This is a genomic window from Pseudomonas sp. XP2 (assembly GCF_053557975.1).
In genome coordinates this window covers 34,121-54,343 of record NZ_JBNRIK010000035.1, presented here as the reverse complement: position 1 = coordinate 54,343, position 20,223 = coordinate 34,121, and the positions used below count along the sequence as shown (strand labels likewise).

Sequence of the window (20,223 nt, the reverse complement as noted above, 5' to 3'; positions counted from 1 at the left end):
TTAGAAGCGCTGTCAACCACCATTTCAACCGCTTGCGATCTTTCGATCGTAGCCCTTTCAACGCCACCTTAACTACCTAACTCATTGAATCTCAAGGAGTTTGTCGTTCCGATGTCGCTGGAAGTGGGGCGCATTATAAGGGGATTCGAAAGGGCGTCAACCATTAATTTCAAGAAACCGTAATATCGCTGAAAAGCAAAGCAGGGAGGCCTGGCGGCCTTCCTGCTTTTATATAGCACCCGCCGCTTCTACAGCACGCCGGCCTCCCGCAAGCGCTGCACCTCACCTGCCTCCAGCCCCAGCACTTCCCCCAGTACCGCCTCGGTATGCTCACCCAGCAGCGGCGGCGCCCGTCGGTACTCCACCGGCGTCTCCGACAACCGTATAGGGCTGGCTACCTGCGGCACGCTACCCGCCAATGGATGCGGAATGTTCACCGCCAACCCACGCGCCAGCACCTGTGGGTCCTGAAACATCTGCGCCAGGTCATTGATAGGCCCGCACGGCACCCCAGCAGCCTCCAGCTGGGCAACCCATTCGGCGGTTGTCTTGAATACTGTGGCCTGGCGGATCAGTGGAATCAGCTCGGCCCTGTTGGCCACCCGCTGCTTATTGGTCAGGAAGCGTGGATCGTCCGCCCATTGTGGCTGCCCGGCCACTTCTGCGAATTTGCGGAACTGGCTGTCGTTGCCCACGGTAAGAATGAAGTCGCCATCCGCCGTCGGGAAGTCCTGGTAGGGCACTATATTGGGATGCGCATTGCCCAGGCGCCGAGGCGGGTTGCCCGTGGTCAGGTAATTCATGGCCTGGTTCGCCAGGCAGGCTACCTGTACATCGAGCAACGCCATGTCGACATGCTGGCCCACCCCGGTCTGCGCCCGATGGGCAAGGGCGGCAAGCATGGCCACCGTTGAGTACAGCCCGGTAAGGATGTCGGTAAGCGCCACACCCACTTTGACCGGCCCCGCGCCTTCCTCACCCTCCGGGCGGCCGGTCAGGCTCATCAGCCCACCCAGCCCCTGGATCATGAAGTCATAACCCGCACGCTTGGCATACGGGCCGGTCTGGCCGAAACCGGTAATGGAACAATAGATAAGCTGCGGGTTGATCGCCTTCAGGCTCTGGTAGTCCAGCCCATAGACCGCCAAACCACCCACCTTGAAGTTCTCGATGACAATATCGGACTTCGCCGCCAACTCACGCACCAGGCGCTGCCCTTCAGGCCGGGTGAAGTCGATGGTCACCGAACGCTTGTTACGGTTGGCCGACAGGTAGTAAGCCGCCTCGCTGGTGTTTTCACCCTCGGCATCCTTGAGGAAAGGCGGCCCCCACGCGCGGGTATCGTCACCAATGCCCGGGCGCTCCACCTTTATAACGTCAGCGCCCAGGTCAGCGAGAATCTGGCCAGACCATGGGCCGGCCAACACGCGCGAAAGGTCCAGCACCCGCAGATGTGATAGCGCGCCCATGGGCTGGCTCCTTATTAATAGAAGGCCTGGATACCGGTCTGCGCACGCCCCAGGATCAGTGCATGCACGTCGTGAGTACCTTCATAGGTGTTGACCACCTCCAGGTTTACCAGATGACGGGCCACGCCAAACTCATCGGAAATGCCATTGCCACCCAGCATGTCGCGCGCCATGCGAGCGATATCCAGCGCCTTGCCGCAGGAATTGCGCTTCATGATCGAGGTAATTTCCACAGCAGCGGTACCTTCATCCTTCATGCGCCCCAGGCGCAGGCAGCCTTGCAGCGCCAGGGTGATTTCGGTCTGCATGTCGGCCAGCTTTTTCTGGATCAGCTGGTTGGCAGCCAGGGGGCGGCCGAACTGCTGACGGTCCAAGGTGTACTGACGCGCGGTGTGCCAGCACGCCTCGGCCGCACCCAACGCCCCCCACGAGATGCCGTAACGGGCAGAGTTGAGACAGGTGAACGGGCCTTTGAGGCCGCGCACATCCGGGAAGATGTTCTCTTCTGGCACGAACACATTGTCCATGACAACTTCACCGGTGATCGAGGCACGCAGGCCGACCTTGCCATGAATGGCCGGGGCACTGAGGCCCTGCCAGCCCTTTTCCAGGACAAAGCCGCGGATATCCCCTGCATCGTCCTTGGCCCACACCACGAACACATCAGCGATCGGGCTGTTGGTGATCCACATCTTGCTGCCGGTCAGACGGTAGCCGCCGTCGACCTTCCTGGCACGGGTGATCATCGAGCCAGGGTCGGAGCCGTGGTTGGGCTCGGTCAGACCAAAACAACCGATCCACTCGCCACTGGCCAGCTTGGGCAAGTACTTCTGCTTTTGGGCCTCGGTACCAAATTCATTGATGGGCACCATCACCAGCGACGACTGCACGCTCATCATCGAACGGTAGCCCGAGTCGATACGCTCGACCTCTCGGGCAATCAGCCCATAGCACACGTAGTTCAGGCCACTGCCACCGTACTGTTCGGGAATGGTGGCACCCAGCAGGCCGACTTCACCCATCTCCCGGAAGATCGCCGGGTCGGTCTGCTCGTGGCGGAAAGCCTCGAGCACACGCGGGGCAAGCTTGTCCTGGGCGAACTGATAAGCGCTGTCACGCACCATGCGCTCTTCTTCAGTGAGCTGTTGATCCAGCAGCAGTGGGTCGATCCAGTGGAAGCTTGCTTTACCGGCCATGAGCGAAATCCTCGTAATAGGGGGCAGTTTCTTGTGCGTTTGAGCCTAGGCCTGATCGGCCGCCGGGACAAACGAGGATTGCGCACCAATTAGTGATAATTTGTCACTTCGTAAATCGGCAAAACACCACAAAGACAGCCTTACGAGTGAGGTTGACGTACATGCGCCGCAAGATCCCCAGTACCACCGCTCTGATTTGCTTCGAGGCGGCGGCACGCAACGAGAGCTTTACCAAGGCCGCCCAGGAACTCGCCCTGACCCAGGGTGCCGTTTGCCGGCAGATCGGCGGCCTCGAGGCTTTTCTGAATGTGGAACTGTTCCGCCGTTCCCGCCGCGGCGTGAAGCTGACCGAGGCCGGCCTGTCCTACAGTCGTCAGGTTGCCGCTCAACTGGACGCCGTAGAGCGCGACACTCTGTCGGTGATGGGCCAGCAGGGCGCCAGCGTGATCGAGCTGGCCGTAGTGCCTACCTTTGGTACCCAATGGCTGCTTCCGCGCCTCAAGGACTTCCAGCAACGCCACCCAGAGGTGACGGTAAACCTCACCAACCGCACCCGGCCATTCCTGTTCGCCGACACCCCCTTCGATGCCGCAATCTATTTCGGTGATGCCGACTGGTCCGGCACCCAGTCGCACCGGCTGATGGGGGAGAACCCGGTCCCCGTCTGCAGCCCGGCATTGCTGGCCGGGCAGGGCATACTCGAAGCACAGCGCATCGCCCAACTGCCACTGCTGCAGCAAAGCACGCGCCCCTACGCCTGGCGGCAGTGGTTCGGCAGCCTAGGGATGAATGTGCCACGCGACATGACAGGCCCGCGTTATGAACTATTCTCGATGCTCGCCCAGGCGGCCATACATGAAATGGGGGTCGCACTGATCCCACCGTTCCTGATCCAGCGCGAGTTGGGGGAGGGTAGGCTGGTGGTCGCTAACAGGCATGCCCTGATCAGCGACAAGGCCTACTATCTGATGATTCCGGATCGCAAGGTAGAGTCAGCTTCGCTGCGCGCCTTCCGAGACTGGCTGGTGAGCCAGGCCTGGGCCTACACCGCAACAGCTTGATGAAGTGCGACAAATTGACCCTGTAGTCAATTATTTTAAACACCTACAGATATATGTATTTGTCGCATATCCATAAACTGTTATGCCCGCCTGGAAATACCCTTTAACCCTGCTAACCACGCGGCTTTGCGGGTGATTTTGCGACATTCACCGTGCCGTAAGCGTATCAACCCAAATATTTTTGATTTTTTCTCCTAATCTGCCAATAGCCCATGCTTGACGGGCTGGAGCCTTACCGCTGCGACAAGCGGTCACAGGGTGACTTGTAGTTTTGACTTCGTTTCGCTCCATAACCGGTTGAAGGCCCCCGGGTTCGTCTGCAAAATGCTTCGCCCGCCCGGGAATCGGCGGGTCGGCGCTCCACAGCCGCCCCAGCGCACCATCCGAAGTGTGCTGGCTCATACAAAGACAAAAGGTCACCGCAGGAGAAATAGTCGTGCACATTGGTGTTCCTCTCGAGACGCAGACCGGTGAGACAAGGGTCGCTGCGACCCCGGAAACCATCAAGAAACTGATTGGCCAAGGCCATCAGGTCACCGTCCAACGGGGGGCAGGGCTCAACGCCAGCATTCCGGACAGTGCCTATGAGGCCGCAGGCGCTTCCCTAGGGAGCGCAGCCGATGCATACGGCGCCCAATTGGTACTCAAAGTGGTCGCACCCAACGACCAGGAGCTGGCCCTGATCAACAGTGGCAGCCTCCTGGCGGGCATGCTCAACCCCTTCAACAGCGAACTGATCGCCAAGATGGCCGAACGCGGCATCACCGCTTTCGCCCTGGAAGCCGCTCCCCGCACCTCGCGGGCGCAGAGCCTCGACGTGCTGTCGTCACAGGCCAACATCGCGGGTTACAAAGCTGTGTTGCTGGCGGCCCATCACTACCCACGCTTCATGCCCATGCTGATGACCGCTGCAGGCACCGTGAAGGCCGCGCGCGTGCTGATCCTGGGGGCGGGCGTTGCCGGCCTGCAGGCCATCGCCACCGCCAAGCGCCTGGGTGCGGTGATCGAAGCGTCCGACGTACGCCCGGCAGTGAAGGAGCAAATCGAGTCGCTGGGTGCCAAGTTCATCGACGTGCCTTACGAAACCGATGAGGAGCGCGAGTGCGCCGAAGGCGTCGGCGGTTACGCCAGACCGATGCCAGCCAGCTGGATGCAACGCCAGGCCCAAGCCGTGCACGAGCGAGCCAGGCAGGCGGACATCGTCATTACCACCGCACTGATCCCCGGCCGCAAGGCTCCAACCCTGCTCAGTGCCGAGACCGTGGCGCAGATGAAGCCCGGCTCGGTGGTCATCGACCTCGCCGCAGCCCAGGGTGGCAACTGCCCACTCACCGTTGCTGATCAGGTAGTACGGGAGAATGGCGTGACCATCGTCGGCCCGACCAACCTGCCGGCCCAGCTGGGTGCCGATGCCTCGGCGCTGTATGCGCGCAACCTGCTGGACTTCATGAAACTGCTGTTCGACAAGGACGGCGCACTGGTCATCAACCTCGAAGACGACATCGTCGCGGCCTGCCTCATGTGCCGTGATGGTCAAGTCGTCCGCAAGAACGGCTAAGGAGCACGACAATGGAAGACATGCTGATTTCCCATGGCATCTACAACCTGATCATCTTCGTGCTGGCCATCTATGTGGGCTACCACGTGGTGTGGAACGTCACCCCGGCGTTGCACACGCCGCTGATGGCCGTGACCAATGCCATCTCTGCCATCGTAATCGTCGGCGCCATGCTTGCTGCCGCGCTGACTGTGACCCCAGCCGGCAAGCTCATGGGCACTCTCGCCGTAGCCCTGGCTGCGGTCAATGTGTTCGGTGGCTTCCTGGTCACCCGCCGCATGCTTGAGATGTTCAAGAAGAAAGCCAAGAACGAGGGGCAGAAGTAAGCATGAGCATGAATCTGGTAACACTTCTGTACCTGGTCGCTTCGGTGTGCTTCATCCAGGCGCTCAAGGGCCTGTCGCACCCAACCACCTCACGGCGCGGCAACCTGTTCGGCATGATCGGCATGGGCATCGCCATGCTCACCACGGTTGGCCTCATCTATAAGCTGGGCGCTGAGCTGGCCACCGCCGGTATTGGCTATGTCATCGTCGGCCTGCTGGTCGGTGGTACCGCGGGTTCGATCATGGCCAAGCGCGTCGAGATGACCAAGATGCCGGAACTGGTCGCCTTCATGCACAGCATGATCGGCCTGGCTGCGGTGTTCATTGCCATCGCTGCCGTGCTGGAGCCGCAGTCGATGGGCATCGTTGCCGCGATCAGCGACCCGATCCCCACCGGTAACCGCCTGGAGCTGTTCCTGGGCGCAGCCATCGGCGCCATTACCTTCTCCGGCTCGGTTATCGCCTTCGGCAAATTGTCGGGCAAGTACAAGTTCCGCCTGTTCCAGGGCGCACCGGTACAGTTCCCCGGCCAGCACAAGCTGAACCTGATCCTGGGCCTGACCACCATCGCCCTGGGCCTGCTGTTCACCTTCACTGGTCATTACAGCGCCTTCACCCTGATGCTGGCCCTGGCCTTCGTCATGGGCGTGCTGATCATCATCCCGATCGGCGGCGCCGACATGCCCGTGGTGGTGTCGATGCTCAACAGCTATTCGGGCTGGGCGGCGGCCGGTATCGGCTTCTCCCTGAACAATTCGATGCTGATCATCGCAGGCTCCCTGGTGGGTTCGTCCGGTGCCATCCTCTCGTACATCATGTGCAAGGCGATGAACCGGTCGTTCTTCAACGTCATCCTTGGGGGCTTTGGCGGCGATACCGATGCCGGTGCGGCGCAAGGCTCGAAAGAGCAGCGCCCCGTGAAGTCCGGTTCGGCCGACGATGCCACCTTCTTGCTCAGCAACGCCGACAGCGTGATCATCGTCCCGGGTTACGGCTTGGCGGTGGCCCGTGCCCAGCACGCGCTGAAGGAGCTGACCGAGAAGCTGACCCACAACGGCGTGACCGTGAAGTACGCCATCCACCCCGTGGCGGGCCGCATGCCCGGGCACATGAACGTGCTGCTGGCCGAGGCCGAAGTACCGTACGATCAGGTGTTCGAGATGGACGACATCAACGCCGAATTCGGCCAGGCCGACGTGGTGCTGGTGCTGGGCGCCAACGATGTGGTCAACCCGGCGGCGAAGAACGACCCCAAATCGCCAATTGCCGGTATGCCAATCCTCGAAGCGTTCAAAGCCAAGACCATCATCGTCAACAAGCGCTCCATGGCCAGCGGCTATGCCGGCCTGGACAACGAACTGTTCTACCTGGACAAGACCATGATGGTGTTTGGTGACGCCAAGAAAGTCATCGAGGACATGGTGAAGGCCGTGGAGTGAAAACCACGGCTGCAAACCAACTGATATAAAGGAAGCCCCGGTCAGATTCTGCCGGGGCTTTCCTTTTATTGATCCGGATCAACGGCTCGACTTCAAGGCTTCTCATACGACCATGGTCGTGGGACGGCAATGGGCGAAATCTCTAGACTGCGCTGCAGTAGTTTCAGTAGCCCGAGATAACAATCCATGTACCGTGATCGTATCCGCTTGTCCTCCCTGCACAGCAAGGTAATGAGTGCGGCTGATGCCGCTGGTCTGATCGAGGACGGCATGACCGTCGGCATGAGCGGTTTCACCCGCGCCGGCGAAGCCAAGGCCGTACCGCATGCCCTGGCCGAACGTGCCAAGCAGTCGCCACTGAAAATCAGCCTGATGACCGGCGCCAGCCTGGGCAACGACCTGGACAAGCAGCTGACCGAGGCCGGTGTGCTGGCTCGCCGCATGCCGTTCCAGGTTGACAGCACCCTGCGCAAGGCCATCAACGACGGCCAGGTGATGTTCATCGACCAGCACCTGTCGGAAACTGTCGAACAACTGCGCAACCAGCAGCTGAAGCTTCCGGACATTGCGGTGATCGAGGCCGTGGCCATCACCGAGCAAGGCCACATCGTGCCAACCACTTCGGTAGGCAACTCGGCCAGTTTCGCAATCTTTGCCAAGCAGGTGATTGTCGAGATCAACCTCTCGCACAACCCCAACCTCGAAGGCCTGCACGATATCTATATCCCGACCTACCGCCCGACCCGCACGCCAATCCCACTGGTCAAGGTCGACGACCGCATCGGCAGCACCGCCATCCCGATCGACCCGGCCAAGATTGTCGGCATTGTCATCAGCAACCAGCCGGACTCCCCGTCCACCGTACTGCCGCCGGATGACGAAACCCAAGGCATCGCCGACCACCTGATCAACTTCCTCAAGCAAGAAGTTGAAGCTGGCCGCATGACTAACAAGCTCGGCCCACTGCAAGCCGGTATTGGCAGCATCGCCAACGCGGTGATGTGCGGCCTGATCGAGTCGCCGTTCGAAGACCTGACCATGTACTCCGAAGTACTGCAGGACTCCACCTTCGACCTGATCGACGCCGGCAAGCTGAGCTTCGCGTCGGGCAGCTCGATCACCTTGTCCGGCCGCCGCAATGCCGACGTTTTCGGCAACCTGGAGCGATACAAGGACAAGCTGGTGCTGCGCCCGCAAGAAATCTCCAACCACCCGGAAGTGGTACGTCGTCTGGGGATCATTGGGATCAACACCGCACTGGAGTTCGATATCTACGGCAACGTTAACTCCACCCACGTGTGCGGCACCCGGATGATGAACGGCATCGGCGGCTCGGGTGACTTCGCCCGCAACGCCCACCTGGCCGTATTCGTCACCAAGTCGATTGCCAAGGGCGGCGCGATTTCCAGCGTGGTGCCGATGGTCAGCCATGTCGACCACACCGAGCATGACGTAGACATCCTGGTCACCGAGCAAGGCCTGGCCGACCTGCGTGGCCTGGCGCCTCGCGAGCGGGCACGGGCGATCATCGACAACTGTGTGCACCCGGACTACCGCGCTGCGCTGAACGATTACTTCGAGCGTGCGTGCCAGCGTGGCGGCCATACCCCGCACATCCTGCGCGAAGCGCTGAGCTGGCACGAAAATCTGGAAGAAACTGGTCGTATGCTGGCTAGCTGACCCAAATACCGGACGGAACAGCAGCCCTGCTTCTGCTGTTCCGGCCTCTTCGCGGGCAAACCCGCAAAAGGGCCATGACAGTCAAATCCTTCTACTCGTACACCCATTCACTGCGACCAAATAAAACTGTACTACTGTACTGGTTGCCTTGCCTCGCTATACCTGTAAACGCCGCTATCCAACGTTAAAACGCACCAACAAAGTGCGGACCGGTACAGTTACGCCATTTTCGAGTGCAACAGTAGGGTTACACAGTTAACTGAGCCATCGTCTTACTACAGAACTGTATCTACTGTTATGGACAGCAGAGGAGGATCATTGGCATCAGTTAAATCACTACCTAATCCCGCCATAAGCGGAAGGATGAAGCATCATGGAACGTACCCTCAGTTCCGGTCTGGTTTTTGAAAGCAACGCTCAGCAATCCAACACCTCGATGCCGCTGCGCGCGCTGTCTACCCTGCTGCTGTGGCAGCGCCGTATGGCCAGCCGCCGTCAACTGGCTCGCCTGGACAGCCGTCTGCTGGCCGACGCCGGTATCAGCGAGTCGCAGCGTTACGAAGAGCTGAGCAAGCCTTTCTGGCGCTAAGCACCGGCTTGCCGGCTTAGGCCGGCACCGCGAATTCCCAAACCCGTTGCAGGTGACTGCGACGGGTTTTTTTATGTCCAGGCCGCGCGGCAGAGCGCTTCAAGGTCAATAGGTACAGTTTTTATAAACACAAAACAAGCCAGCACAGTTTACTGGCGTGCCGTTCATTAACTTCCACAAACAACGGCGCGTGATACGCTTGGCTTAACAGTCTGTTGAAAGCCGCTGTTAAACGTACCGTGACGAGCTGTGTCAGCGTCCGATAAGCACCACCACCCGACCCTAGTCCAGGAGTCCACCATCATGTCCCGTAAATACCTGATTGGCGCCGCCCTGATGCTGAGCCTGGCCGGCACCGCAAACGCCACCAGCTTCGTTGTCACCACCGACGCCGTTGTTGGCGCAGTGGCCGCATCCACCGATGCCACTTCCGACGTCACCTCTTCGTTCAAAGACGACAAGATCGTGCAGGCCGCCCGTGACGACGCCGCCAGCTTCGTTGGCAGCCAGGGCGACATCCGTGGGGCCAAGCTGGAAAGCGCTTTTTTGCACATCCGTTCGCAGATGCCTGACCTGCAAGCCAGCGACGCGCAATTGGCCCAGGCTATCCTGGCGCTCTGACCCCGAATAAGCCGTGCAACTGCGCTGCTCAGCACCTGCCCAGTTACACGCGCTTCTGTCACCCACGTTCCCAGCCGTTGTAGAGCCCATGCGTTATCTGTTGCCACTGCTGTTCTCTGTTGCAGGTATGGCCAGTGCCCATGCCATGGATACCACCACGCAAGGCATGGTCATCACTGGCTATGTCACCAGCCAGGTCACCAGCGCACCGTTCGATCGCAAGCTGGTTCGCCAGGCGCGCGATGATGCTGCTGCCTTCGTTGCCAGCGACGGCCAGATCCGCGGTGTTCGGCTGGAAGCCGCGCTGGAATCATTACGCCACAATTGTTCACAGCACGCCGTCGGCGACCTGGAACTGGCGCAGGCAATTCTCGTCCAATAGCTACATCTGACTCCCTGTATTTTTTCGGAGATGCTCCATGCGTAAACCGCTGATTGCCGCTAGCCTCGGCATGTTGCTGCTGGCCGACCTGGCCCATGCACAGACCTTGGTGGCCACCAGCAACATCATCGTGCGTGCCTTTGGCCGCTCGATCGACTTCACCTCAGACACCACCACCTCGATTCGCGACTCCAAAGTAGTCCGCGAAGCGCACGATGACGCCGCCAGCTTCGTCGCCAGCAATGGCGACATTCGCGGTGTCCAGCTTGAGGCCGCCTTCAACACTCTGCGCGAGCGTGTGCCAGAAGCACGTGGCGCCAGCGACCAGGTACTGGCTGAAGCCATCCTCGCGCTGTGAACCGCATGCGTACCTGGCTGCTCGGCTGCGCCCTGACGCTGCTCGGTACGCCCGCATTGGCCGACCTGCAGCTCCAGCTGCAGGCATCGGGCCTCGACCCACAACAAACCCAAGCCACCCAGGCATTGCTTGACGAGGCCATGGGCAAACTGCCCCCTCGCTTCAAGCAGCAGCTGGACCGCCGCGTGCGGGTGAGCTGGAGCGACACCATGCCGGCCGATGCCTACGGCCAGGCATCGCTGGTGTCCACCCTTGAGCTCAACCGTCGCCTGCTGCCCAGCCTCACCGACGGCAGCGCCGCAACCGAGCGTACCAATCGCCCACACGGCACAGTGCGTGAAGAACTGCTGGCCACCGTGTTGCACGAGCTCACCCATATCTACGACCGTGCCCGCCTGTGGCCCGCTGCCGAGAATTCGCTGATTGCCCGCTGCAAGCGCCAGCAAGGCACGCTGGGCAAGATCGGCCTGCCAGAAGCGTGCCGCGGCCAAGCCGAGCGCCGCTTCACCCTTAGCGACGACCCGCGCCTGCTCGACCTGGCTGGCTGGCAGCAGTACGTGGGCCGACGCGGCGAGCGCGAACAGCACAACGGCCAGTTCGTGCGCAGCCCCGACAGTTATGAACTGAGCAGCCCCAAGGAGTACATCGCGGTCAACATGGAGTATTTTCTCCTCGACCCGAGCTACGGTTGTCGCCGCCCGGCGCTGAACCAGTATCTGCGCGAGCACTTCGGTTGGGCCCCCCAACAGGACACTTGCGCCAAGGGCCTGCCGTTCATCAACGCTGGCAGCGACTTCGCTCGCCAGCCGTTGGGTGAAATCGATCCCGAGCGGGTCTATGAAGTGGACTACCTGCTGGCCGAAGCCAACCAGAACCTGGTCAGCCGTTGGGGCCACAGCATGCTGCGCCTGGTGATCTGCAAGCCCGGCCGCCCACGCGGGCCGGACTGCCGCCTTGACCTCGACCAGAGCCTGGTGCTGTCGTACCGCGCCTTCGTCAACGATGTGCAGCTGTCCAGCTGGGACGGCCTGGTCGGTGTCTACCCCTCGCGATTGTTCGTACTGCCGCTGGGGCAGGTGATCGATGAGTACACCAAGACCGAACTGCGTAGCCTGGCCTCGGTACCCTTGAGGCTCAGCCGCGAAGAAGTCGAGAGCCTGGTGCGTCAGGCAGCCGAGATGCACTGGAGCTATGACGGCAACTATTGGTTCCTGTCCAACAACTGTGCGGTGGAGTCGTTGAAACTGCTGCGCAGCGGCACCGCCAACCCACGCCTGAACGACCTCGACAGCATCATGCCCAACGGTTTGCTGGCCGTGCTCAAGGGCAGGGGGCTGGCCGATACCAGCGTGCTGGACAACCCGCGCGAGGCATTACGCCTTGGCTACCGCTTCGATTCCTACCGAGACCGCTACCAGGCGATGTTCGAGGTACTGAGGAAGCAGCTGCCGATCAAGCAGGCCCTGGTGGAAGACTGGCTGGCCCTGGATGCCGAGCAACGCCGCCCCTGGTTCGCCAAAGCCGACCTGCGCACCAGCGCTGCGTTGCTGCTGCTGGAACAGGCCAGCCTGCGCCGGCAGTTGCTGCTGGCCCAGGACGAGGTCAAGCAGCGCTACCTGAATGCCGCGGCGCTGAAAGATGGCAGCATCAACAAAGCTGACGCCACCCTCAAGCAGATGCTCGCGAACAGCGGTTTCCTCAGCCGCCCTGCAGAATTGCTCGATGCCAAAGGCTACGGGCTGCCACAACCCGAGGAGCGTAAGCACCTTGAGCAGGTGAGCAGCGAACGCCAGGCACAGCTGTTGCGCTTGAGTACCAGCCTGGACAAAGAGGTGAGGGCATTGCTGGAGCCATCGCGCGCCAAGGAAATTGCCGCCGTCGAGGCCAATGTGAAACAGATCGGTGAGCATTTGCGGGCGCTGCATAAAGCTGCGGGTGGCCTGCAATTGTAAGGAAGGCTGTACCGGCCCTATCGCCGGTAAGCCAGCTCCCACACATTCTGCACAGGCCTTGAGTACTGCGCAGTACCTGTAGAGGCTGGCTTGCCGGCGATAGGGCCTGCAGCACCAGCACAATTGCTTACTGGCTTTCGCCATCCTCTTCTGGCAAAGCTTCATCCAGATGCAACCAGGGCAGCCGGCTACCCACCCAGATATGCCGGGTGGCCCGCACCCGCTCCGGGTGATCCAGCGTTGCCACCGTCACGTCAACCGTCTCAGGGCTGTGCGTAGTCACCAGCGCCACATGCGCCCCGCAATGCCCGCAGAAGTACCGGTTGCAACTGGCCGGCGCCACATAGCAGTTGGGTTCGCCCGCCAGCCACTTGAACCCCGAACCGGGCAGGGTGAGCCAGGTGACCACCAGCCCGCCGCTTACCCGGCGGCAGATCGTACAATGGCAGTGGGCAACGTCTGTCAGGTCACCCTCCAATCGGTAACGCAAGGCGCCGCAATGACAGCCCCCTTCGGTCACATTCTGCATCACCTACCTCTCGTCGCCTTTGCTTCAGCGAAAGCTGGCTGAAAGCTTGCCCTCATAGGATAGCCCCCACTACCGGCACAAGACCGGTCAGCCAGGGCACCGGTAAATACCGCGCCCGGCCCAATCAACAACAACAATGGTGATTCTGATGTATTCCTGTGCCCGCCTTCCTGCAGTACCTCTCCGTATGCTCCCCGCGCAGCGCCTGACGCGCTGATCCGCCCGAATCGACTTTCCTTTCGCCGCGCCACGCCTGGAGTATTGCCATGCTGACCTTCCTCGGCTTTGCCATGGTCATCACCTTCATGTACCTGATCATGACCAAGCGCCTGTCGGCCTTGATCGCGTTGATTCTGGTACCCATCCTGTTTGCCCTGTTCGGGGGCTTTTCTGCCAAGATCGGCCCCATGATGCTCGAAGGCATCAGCAAGCTCGCACCTACCGGCGTGATGCTGATGTTCGCCATCCTGTACTTCGCCCTGATGATCGACTCTGGCCTGTTCGACCCGGCCGTGCGCAAGATCCTGAAGCTGGTGAAGGGCGACCCGCTCAAAGTCTCTGTCGGCACTGCCGTGCTGGCCTTGGTGGTCTCCCTCGACGGTGACGGCGCCACGACCTACATGATCTGCTGCGCCGCCATGCTGCCCATGTACAGCCGTCTGGGGATGAGCCCGCGGATCATGGCCGGCCTCATCATTCTCGCCGGCGGGGTCATGAACATGACCCCGTGGGGTGGCCCCACTGCCCGCGCCGCCAGCGCCCTGCACGTCGACCCGTCGGACATCTTCGTGCCAATGATCCCGGCCATGCTGTTCGGCGTGCTGGCGATCCTGGCCATTGCCTACATGTACGGCAAACGGGAACGTGCCCGCCTGGGCGAGCTGCACCTGCCGACCGATGACATCGACCACAGCGAAATCACCGTTTCGCAATTTCCGGAAGCACGTCGGCCCAAACTGCTGTACTTCAACGGTGCGCTGACCGCCGCCCTGATGGTCGCGCTGATCGCCGGTGTGCTGCCGCTGCCAGTGCTGTTCATGATCGCCTTCAGCATCGCCATGATCGTCAACTACCCGTGCCTGCAACAGCAGAAGGACCGTATAGCCGCCCACGCTGGCAGCGTGCTGGCCGTGACCGGGCTGATCTTCGCCGCCGGCATCTTCACCGGCATCCTGTCGGGTACCGGCATGGTCGACGCCATGTCCAAGAGCCTGCTGGCAGTCATCCCAGAAGCGCTGGGCCCATACCTGGCGGTAATCACCGCGATCGTGAGCATGCCGTTCACCTTCTTCATGTCCAACGATGCCTTCTACTACGGCGTACTGCCCGTGCTGGCCGAAGCCGCCAGCCACTACGGCATCACCCCGGTGGAAATGGCCCGTGCGTCGATCGTCGGGCAGCCGGTACACCTGCTCAGCCCGCTGGTACCCTCCACGTACCTGCTGGTGGCCCTGGCCGGTATCGAGTTCGGCGATCATCAGCGCTTCACGCTCAAGTGGGCAGTGCTGGTATGCCTATGCATAATGCTCGCCGCACTGCTGATGGGGATTTTCCCGCTGTTCAGTAGTCTTTAATACTGACGTATCACCTACGCGACGCGTCCCACCGGGGCGCGTCGCCATTACCGCTCGAAGGAAATTACATGGAATGGCTGACCAGCCCGGAAATCTGGGTTGCCTTTTTTACCCTTACCGCGCTTGAGATCGTCCTCGGTATCGACAACATCATCATGATCTCGATCCTGGTCAGCCGCATGCCCAAGCACATGCAGCCGCGCACCCGGATCTTTGGCCTGGCCCTGGCCATGGTTACCCGCATCATGCTGCTGCTGTCGATTACCTGGGTCATGCGCCTTACTGCCGACCTGTTCGTGGTGTTCGGCCAGGGCATCTCCGGACGTGATCTGATCCTGTTCTTCGGTGGCCTGTTCCTGCTGTGGAAAAGCTCGCAAGAGATTTACCACGGCCTGGAAGGCGAGGACGAAAGCCCGGATGAGCCAAAAGGCGCAGGTGGCAAGTTCTTCTACACCATTATCCAGATCGCCATCATCGACATCGTGTTCTCGCTGGACTCGGTAATCACCGCAGTGGGCATGGTTTCCCACGTACCGGTGATGATCGCCGCCATCGTCGTAGCCGTGCTGGTGATGATGCTGTGCGCCGGTGCGATCAGCAATTTCATCGACAAACACCCGTCGCTGAAAATGCTCGCACTGTCGTTCCTGATCGTGGTCGGTACCGTGCTGATCGCCGAGGCTTTCGAGGTGCACGTACCGAAGGGTTATGTCTACTTCGCCATGGCCTTCTCGCTGGCAGTGGAAGCTATCAACATCCGCATGCGCACTGCCTCGGCCCGCAAGAAAGGCACAGAACAGGAGCCGGTGAAACTGCGCAAGGACATCCCGGGTCAATAAAACCAGGGAGTGCAGGAAAACCAAAGGGCCCTTCGTTCGGGGCCCTTTTTCATGCCCGCTTTCTGAACACGATCCCTGTGGGAGCGGGTTCACCCCGCAAAAAAGCGCGCACAGGCAATCATTCATTTCCATGTGTTTCAAATAAATGACTGCCATGCGAAGCTGGCGACAGCTGCGCAAAACAACTAAAGCTTTGAGTGAGCACCGAAAATTCTTCAAACGCTCACGTTTCTTTTTCTGGGCCCTATGGGCCAGTGCAACAGGGGGCCTTCGCCATGTTGACCCTGCTCAACCTGCTTTCGGCCGTGACGCTGCTGGTCTGGGGCACCCACATCGTGCGTACCGGCATCCTTCGGGTATTCGGTTCGAACCTGCGGCGCATCATCAGCCAGAACATGGACAAGCGTCCGTTGGCTTTCATAGCCGGTATTCTGGTCACCGCCATGGTGCAAAGCAGTAACGCCACCGCCATGTTGGTCACGTCTTTCGTCGGCCAGGGCCTGATGGCCATGACCCCGGCCCTGGCGATCATGCTGGGTGCCGATGTGGGTACCGCGTTGATGGCCCGGGTATTGACCTTCGACCTGTCGTGGCTGTCACCGCTGCTGATCTTCCTGGGCGTTATTTTCTTCCTCTCGCGCAAGCAGACGCGCGCTGGCCAATTAGGTCGGGTAGGTATCGGCCTTGGCCTGATCATTCTGGCACTGGAGCTGATCGTGCAGGCAGCTGCGCCTATCACCCATGCACAAGGCGTAAAAGTGCTGTTTGCTTCGCTGACCGGCGACATCATGCTGGACGCCTTGGTAGGCGCCATGTTCGCCATGATTTCCTATTCCAGCCTGGCCGCCGTGCTGCTCACTGCGACATTGGCCGGCGCCGAAGTCATCAGCCTGCCGGTGGCCATCGGCCTGGTGGTCGGCGCAAACATCGGCAGTGGCTTGCTGGCCTTCATCAGCACCAGCATGCAGAACACCGCCGGGCGCCGGGTAGCTTTGGGCAGCCTGCTGTACAAGCTGTTTGGCCTGGTGCTGATCATCCCGGTGCTGCACCCACTGGTGGAGTGGATGGACTCGCTCAGCTTCAGCCCACAAGAGCTGGTCATCGGCTTTCACCTGCTCTACAACACGCTGCGCTGCCTGCTGATGCTACCCACAGTCAAACTCATGGGCCGGCTGTGCAATACACTGCTGCCTGAGCGCGAAACCGGTAACGGGCAAGTGCGCCCACGCCATCTGGACGCTTCGGCACTGGAAACGCCCAGCCTGGCCTTGGCCAACGCCGCCCGCGAAACCCTGCGCCTGGGCGATATCGTCGACAGCCTGCTCGAAGCCATGCTCGGCGCCCTGCGCGGAACCCAGACCGCCCTGCCACAGCAGGTTCGCGCCTTGGCCGAAGACGCCGAAGCCCTGTACAGCGCGATCAAACTGTACCTGGCGCAGATGTCCCGCGAAGACCTTAGCGAGCAGGACAACCGCCGCTGGGCGGAGATCATCGAACTGGCAATCAACCTCAAGCTGGCCTGCGACCTGATCGAGCGCATGTTGCGCAAGGTCCAGCAGCAAAAAACCAGCCAGCGCCGGGAGTTTTCCCAAACAGGCCTGGAGGAGCTGACCGGCCTGCAGGAGCAATTACTGGCCAACCTGCGCCTGGGCCTGTCGGTGTTTCTCAGCGCCGACCCGGAAAGCGCCCGCTTGCTGCTGCGGGAAAAACGCCGTTTTCGCGCCCAGGAACGGCGCTTGGCGCACGCCCATGTCAGCCGCTTGCAGCGTAAGGTGGTGCAAAGCATCGAGACCAGTTCGCTACACTTGGAACTGATTGCCGACATGAAACGGTTGAACTCTTTGTTCTGCAGCAGTGCCTATGTGGTACTAGGCGGCTCGGACACCGGCGGCCTGATGCTCGACAGCGTACCGGACGAAGCCCGTCTGCCCTGATTCTGCCTACAAAAGGACCCTCGCTCGCCCATGCGTTGCCTGATGTTCGTTTGCCTGCTGATCTGCAGCCTGCCCTCATTGGCCCTCGACCGCTCGCGAGTCGAGGGCTACCTGCTGCCCAATGGCCTGCAGATCATCCTGAAAAACGGCTACGAACGTGACCACGTGGCAATCCGCCTGGTGGTCGGGGTGGGCCTGGACGACTTCGATTGCGAGCAGAAAGAACTGCCTCACCTGCTTGAGCACCTGCTGTTCAGCGGCATTGACGAAACGGGCGAGGGCGGCCTGGAAGAGCGCCTGCAAGCGCTGGGTGGCGAGTGGAACGCCTACACCAGCAGCGCCGACACCACCTTTGTCATCGAAGCCCCGGCGCGCAACCAGCGCAAGGTCCTCGACCTGCTGCTGGCGGTTATCCGCGAAACCCGCATCGACGCCAAAGCCCTGACCACTGCCAAGCGCATCATCGAGCGCGAAGATGGCGGCCATTATGGCCACCTGCAGCGCTGGCTCGACCGCCAGGACATCGGCCACCCTGCCAGCGACCAGCTGGCCACCGAGCTGGGCCTGAAATGCCCGGAGCGCTCCAATATCGACGACATGACCCTGGAGCAGGTGCAAGCCTTGCGTGATCGCTGGTACGCCGCCAACAACATGACCCTGATCATGGTCGGTGGCCTTGACCGCCTCTTACCGGCCTATCTAGAGCGCACCTTTGGCGAGCTACCCGCCACTGAACCGGAAGAGCGCCGCAACCTTGAAAGCATCAACCAACAGGCGGAGCAGCGTCGCGACCTGACCCGCGGCTGGCTGGGCGATGGCGTCAAGCTGCACTGGCTGTTCATCGAACCGGTGCTGGACAACGACCACCAGGCCACCCTCGACCTGCTGTCACGCTACCTGGACTGGGCGCTGTACGACCAGCTGCGCCTGCGCAACGGGCTGTCCTACGGACCCACGGTGCAGCGTGAGAGCTTTGGCGACACCGGCCTGCTCAGCCTCAACGCCGACCTGGAGCGCGATGACATCGACAAGGCAGTGAAGGTGATGCAGGCCCTGTTCGAACACCTTCGCAAGGAAGGCCTCGACCCGGACACCTTCGCCCGCATCAAGGACGCCAGCGTGGCCAAGGAAAGCTGGAGCACCCAGGGCAACAGTGCCCTGGCCGACTACTACTGGGGAGCGCTGAACGACTATACCGACGGGCGTTTTGCGAACCCGGTGCGCAAGTTGCGCCAGGTCAGCCTTGAACAGGCCAACGAGGCGCTGAAAGAACTGCTCAAGGAAGATGGCTATGTGCGCATCGAGAAGCCGTTGCTTGGCTATGACGAGCTTTACGGCTTGATCGCCTTGCTTGTGGGGGTGGTCCTGGCAGCAGGGTTGCTGCGCTGGCGGCGGCATGGGCCTGAACGGCCGAGTGGTGCTACACGGCAGCGGTGAATCGGCGGTATCCTTTTGCCAGTACCGCCTCCTTCGCGGGCACGCCCGCTCCCACAGGGACTGCACAAGTGGCAAACCCTGTGGGAGCGGGCATGCCCGCGAAGGGGCCCGGACAGCCAACTCATCCTTTCTGTTGTAGCCCCTAATGCCCCAAATTCCCCATATCGTCCAGCGCATCATCGAACTGCTCAAACGCTACCCCGGCATCATCGCGCTCGGCGGTTTTCTCTCCGGTATAGGCAGCTTCATCCTGGTCGACAGGCAAGCCGGCCTGGCCAGCTGGGTTGCCGTGCTCATGCTGGTCAGTTGGGTCTGGCTGATGCTGGAAAACACCCTCACCGGCTTGTTCGCGCGTACTTTCAACCGCGAAATCCCGCAGCCGCTGTTGCGCTACGCGACGCAGATGATCCACCAGGAAACGCTGTTCTTCGTGCTGCCGTTCTTCTTCATCACCACCACCTGGAACAGCGGCCAGCTGGTGTTCACCGGTTTGCTCGGTGCCGCAGGCCTGATTTCGATCATCGATCCGCTGTACTACAAATGGCTGGCACCACGGCGCTGGCTGTTCCTGGCGCTGCATACCCTGACGCTGTTCGCCGCCCTGCTGACCGCGCTGCCGATCATCCTGCACCTGACCACCGCGCAGAGTTTCAAGCTGGCCCTGATCGCGGCCATGGCGCTGTCTTTCCCCAGCCTGGCCAGCAGCTTCCCGATCAACAACTGGCGCCGCGCCGTGGCGCTGGTGCTGGTCACCCTGTCGGTCGGTGCCGGGGGCTGGCTGCTGCGCTCCTGGGTACCGCCAGCAACCCTGTGGATGACCGAGGTGGCGGTGAGTACCGAAGTGCTGAACCGCCAGCCCGGCGAGTCGCTGGACGAAATTGCCGCCAGCCGCATACGCAGCAGCGGCCTGTACGCCTACACCGCCATCAACGCACCACGCGGCCTGAACGAGCGGATCTACCATGTGTGGCAAAAGGACGGCAAAGAGGTGGACCGCATCGCCCTGGACATCCATGGCGGGCGCAAGGAAGGCTACCGGGCCTGGACCCACAAGCAGAACTTCCCGCCAAACCCGGTGGGCAAGTGGCAGGTGAGGGTGCTGACCGAAGATGGCCAGGTGATTGGCGTACTGCGTTTCAAGGTGGTCGACGACACGCCAGCGCAGTAAATGAAAGGGGCGCTATGCGCCCCCGGGGCATCAACACACAGCACATAATCACCTAACAGCCCATGCCGGCTGCGCTATGATCAGCCCTTAAGCCTTAGCGCCGAGTCAATT

General features: G+C 61.1%; 18 protein-coding genes. 15 read left to right on the top strand and 3 right to left on the bottom strand.

Annotated elements, in window-relative coordinates:
• Positions 1–248: 248 nt before the first annotated feature.
• Both ACK1VC_RS26455 and ACK1VC_RS26450 read right to left on the bottom strand, forming a co-directional pair.
• The gene (locus tag ACK1VC_RS26455) at positions 249–1,469 is read right to left on the bottom strand and encodes a CaiB/BaiF CoA transferase family protein (RefSeq protein WP_197884361.1); all 1,221 of its coding nucleotides are present in this window, start codon (positions 1,467–1,469) and stop codon (positions 249–251) included.
• A gap of 14 nt (positions 1,470–1,483) precedes the next feature.
• A complete protein-coding gene (locus ACK1VC_RS26450; RefSeq protein WP_016484311.1) occupies positions 1,484–2,665 on the bottom strand; it encodes an acyl-CoA dehydrogenase in 1,182 nt (393 codons plus the stop codon).
• A 161-nt stretch (positions 2,666–2,826) separates the two neighbouring features.
• On the opposite strand from ACK1VC_RS26450, the gene ACK1VC_RS26445 reads away from it, so the two are divergent.
• The 10 genes from ACK1VC_RS26445 (at position 2,827) to ACK1VC_RS26400 (ending at position 12,631) form a co-directional block, all read left to right on the top strand.
• Positions 2,827–3,726, top strand: a complete 900-nt coding sequence (locus ACK1VC_RS26445) for a LysR family transcriptional regulator (protein ID WP_023047263.1) — start codon at positions 2,827–2,829, stop codon at positions 3,724–3,726.
• A gap of 436 nt (positions 3,727–4,162) precedes the next feature.
• Positions 4,163–5,284 carry a Re/Si-specific NAD(P)(+) transhydrogenase subunit alpha gene (locus ACK1VC_RS26440; RefSeq protein WP_095116383.1) on the top strand — a complete coding sequence of 374 codons (1,122 nt, stop codon included), beginning with the start codon at positions 4,163–4,165 and terminating at the stop codon, positions 5,282–5,284.
• Positions 5,285–5,295: 11 nt separating this feature from the next.
• On the top strand, positions 5,296–5,610 hold the full coding sequence (locus ACK1VC_RS26435; protein ID WP_016484308.1) for an NAD(P) transhydrogenase subunit alpha: 315 nt from the start codon (positions 5,296–5,298) through the stop codon (positions 5,608–5,610).
• A 2-nt stretch (positions 5,611–5,612) separates the two neighbouring features.
• On the top strand, positions 5,613–7,049 hold the full coding sequence (locus ACK1VC_RS26430; RefSeq protein WP_016497448.1) for an NAD(P)(+) transhydrogenase (Re/Si-specific) subunit beta: 1,437 nt from the start codon (positions 5,613–5,615) through the stop codon (positions 7,047–7,049).
• Between the two features lie 186 nt (positions 7,050–7,235).
• The gene (locus ACK1VC_RS26425) at positions 7,236–8,729 is read left to right on the top strand and encodes an acetyl-CoA hydrolase/transferase family protein (protein ID WP_016484306.1); all 1,494 of its coding nucleotides are present in this window, start codon (positions 7,236–7,238) and stop codon (positions 8,727–8,729) included.
• A 373-nt stretch (positions 8,730–9,102) separates the two neighbouring features.
• The gene (locus tag ACK1VC_RS26420; RefSeq protein ID WP_016484305.1) at positions 9,103–9,318 is read left to right on the top strand and encodes a DUF1127 domain-containing protein; all 216 of its coding nucleotides are present in this window, start codon (positions 9,103–9,105) and stop codon (positions 9,316–9,318) included.
• A 303-nt stretch (positions 9,319–9,621) separates the two neighbouring features.
• Positions 9,622–9,939 carry a DUF2388 domain-containing protein gene (locus tag ACK1VC_RS26415; RefSeq protein WP_016484304.1) on the top strand — a complete coding sequence of 106 codons (318 nt, stop codon included), beginning with the start codon at positions 9,622–9,624 and terminating at the stop codon, positions 9,937–9,939.
• An 88-nt stretch (positions 9,940–10,027) separates the two neighbouring features.
• Positions 10,028–10,321 carry a DUF2388 domain-containing protein gene (locus tag ACK1VC_RS26410; RefSeq protein WP_016484303.1) on the top strand — a complete coding sequence of 98 codons (294 nt, stop codon included), beginning with the start codon at positions 10,028–10,030 and terminating at the stop codon, positions 10,319–10,321.
• Positions 10,322–10,358: 37 nt separating this feature from the next.
• Positions 10,359–10,679 (top strand): DUF2388 domain-containing protein, encoded by a 321-nt coding sequence (locus tag ACK1VC_RS26405; protein ID WP_016484302.1) that lies wholly within the window; start codon positions 10,359–10,361, stop codon positions 10,677–10,679.
• Positions 10,676–12,631 carry a DUF7844 domain-containing protein gene (locus ACK1VC_RS26400; RefSeq protein WP_060519863.1) on the top strand — a complete coding sequence of 652 codons (1,956 nt, stop codon included), beginning with the start codon at positions 10,676–10,678 and terminating at the stop codon, positions 12,629–12,631. The genes ACK1VC_RS26405 and ACK1VC_RS26400 overlap by 4 nt, the downstream gene beginning before the upstream one ends.
• A gap of 127 nt (positions 12,632–12,758) precedes the next feature.
• Here the strand turns inward: ACK1VC_RS26400 and ACK1VC_RS26395 are convergent, their stop codons facing one another.
• Positions 12,759–13,160, bottom strand: coding sequence for a GFA family protein (locus ACK1VC_RS26395; RefSeq protein ID WP_016484300.1), 402 nt, complete (start codon positions 13,158–13,160; stop codon positions 12,759–12,761).
• Positions 13,161–13,426: 266 nt separating this feature from the next.
• Here ACK1VC_RS26395 and ACK1VC_RS26390 point away from each other — a divergent pair, with 266 nt between their 5' ends.
• From ACK1VC_RS26390 to ACK1VC_RS26370, 5 genes are all read left to right on the top strand, one after another.
• On the top strand, positions 13,427–14,734 hold the full coding sequence (locus ACK1VC_RS26390; protein ID WP_023047261.1) for a CitMHS family transporter: 1,308 nt from the start codon (positions 13,427–13,429) through the stop codon (positions 14,732–14,734).
• Positions 14,735–14,802: 68 nt separating this feature from the next.
• Positions 14,803–15,573 (top strand): TerC family protein, encoded by a 771-nt coding sequence (locus ACK1VC_RS26385; RefSeq protein WP_016484298.1) that lies wholly within the window; start codon positions 14,803–14,805, stop codon positions 15,571–15,573.
• 275 nt (positions 15,574–15,848) lie between these two features.
• Complete coding sequence (locus ACK1VC_RS26380; protein ID WP_016484297.1) at positions 15,849–17,507, top strand: Na/Pi cotransporter family protein; 1,659 nt, start codon at positions 15,849–15,851, stop codon at positions 17,505–17,507.
• Between the two features lie 30 nt (positions 17,508–17,537).
• Positions 17,538–18,944, top strand: a complete 1,407-nt coding sequence (locus ACK1VC_RS26375; RefSeq protein ID WP_191087142.1) for a M16 family metallopeptidase — start codon at positions 17,538–17,540, stop codon at positions 18,942–18,944.
• A gap of 145 nt (positions 18,945–19,089) precedes the next feature.
• Entirely contained in the window at positions 19,090–20,112 is a 1,023-nt protein-coding gene (locus tag ACK1VC_RS26370) for a DUF5924 family protein (protein WP_016484295.1), read from the top strand.
• The last annotated feature ends 111 nt before the right edge of the window (positions 20,113–20,223 follow it).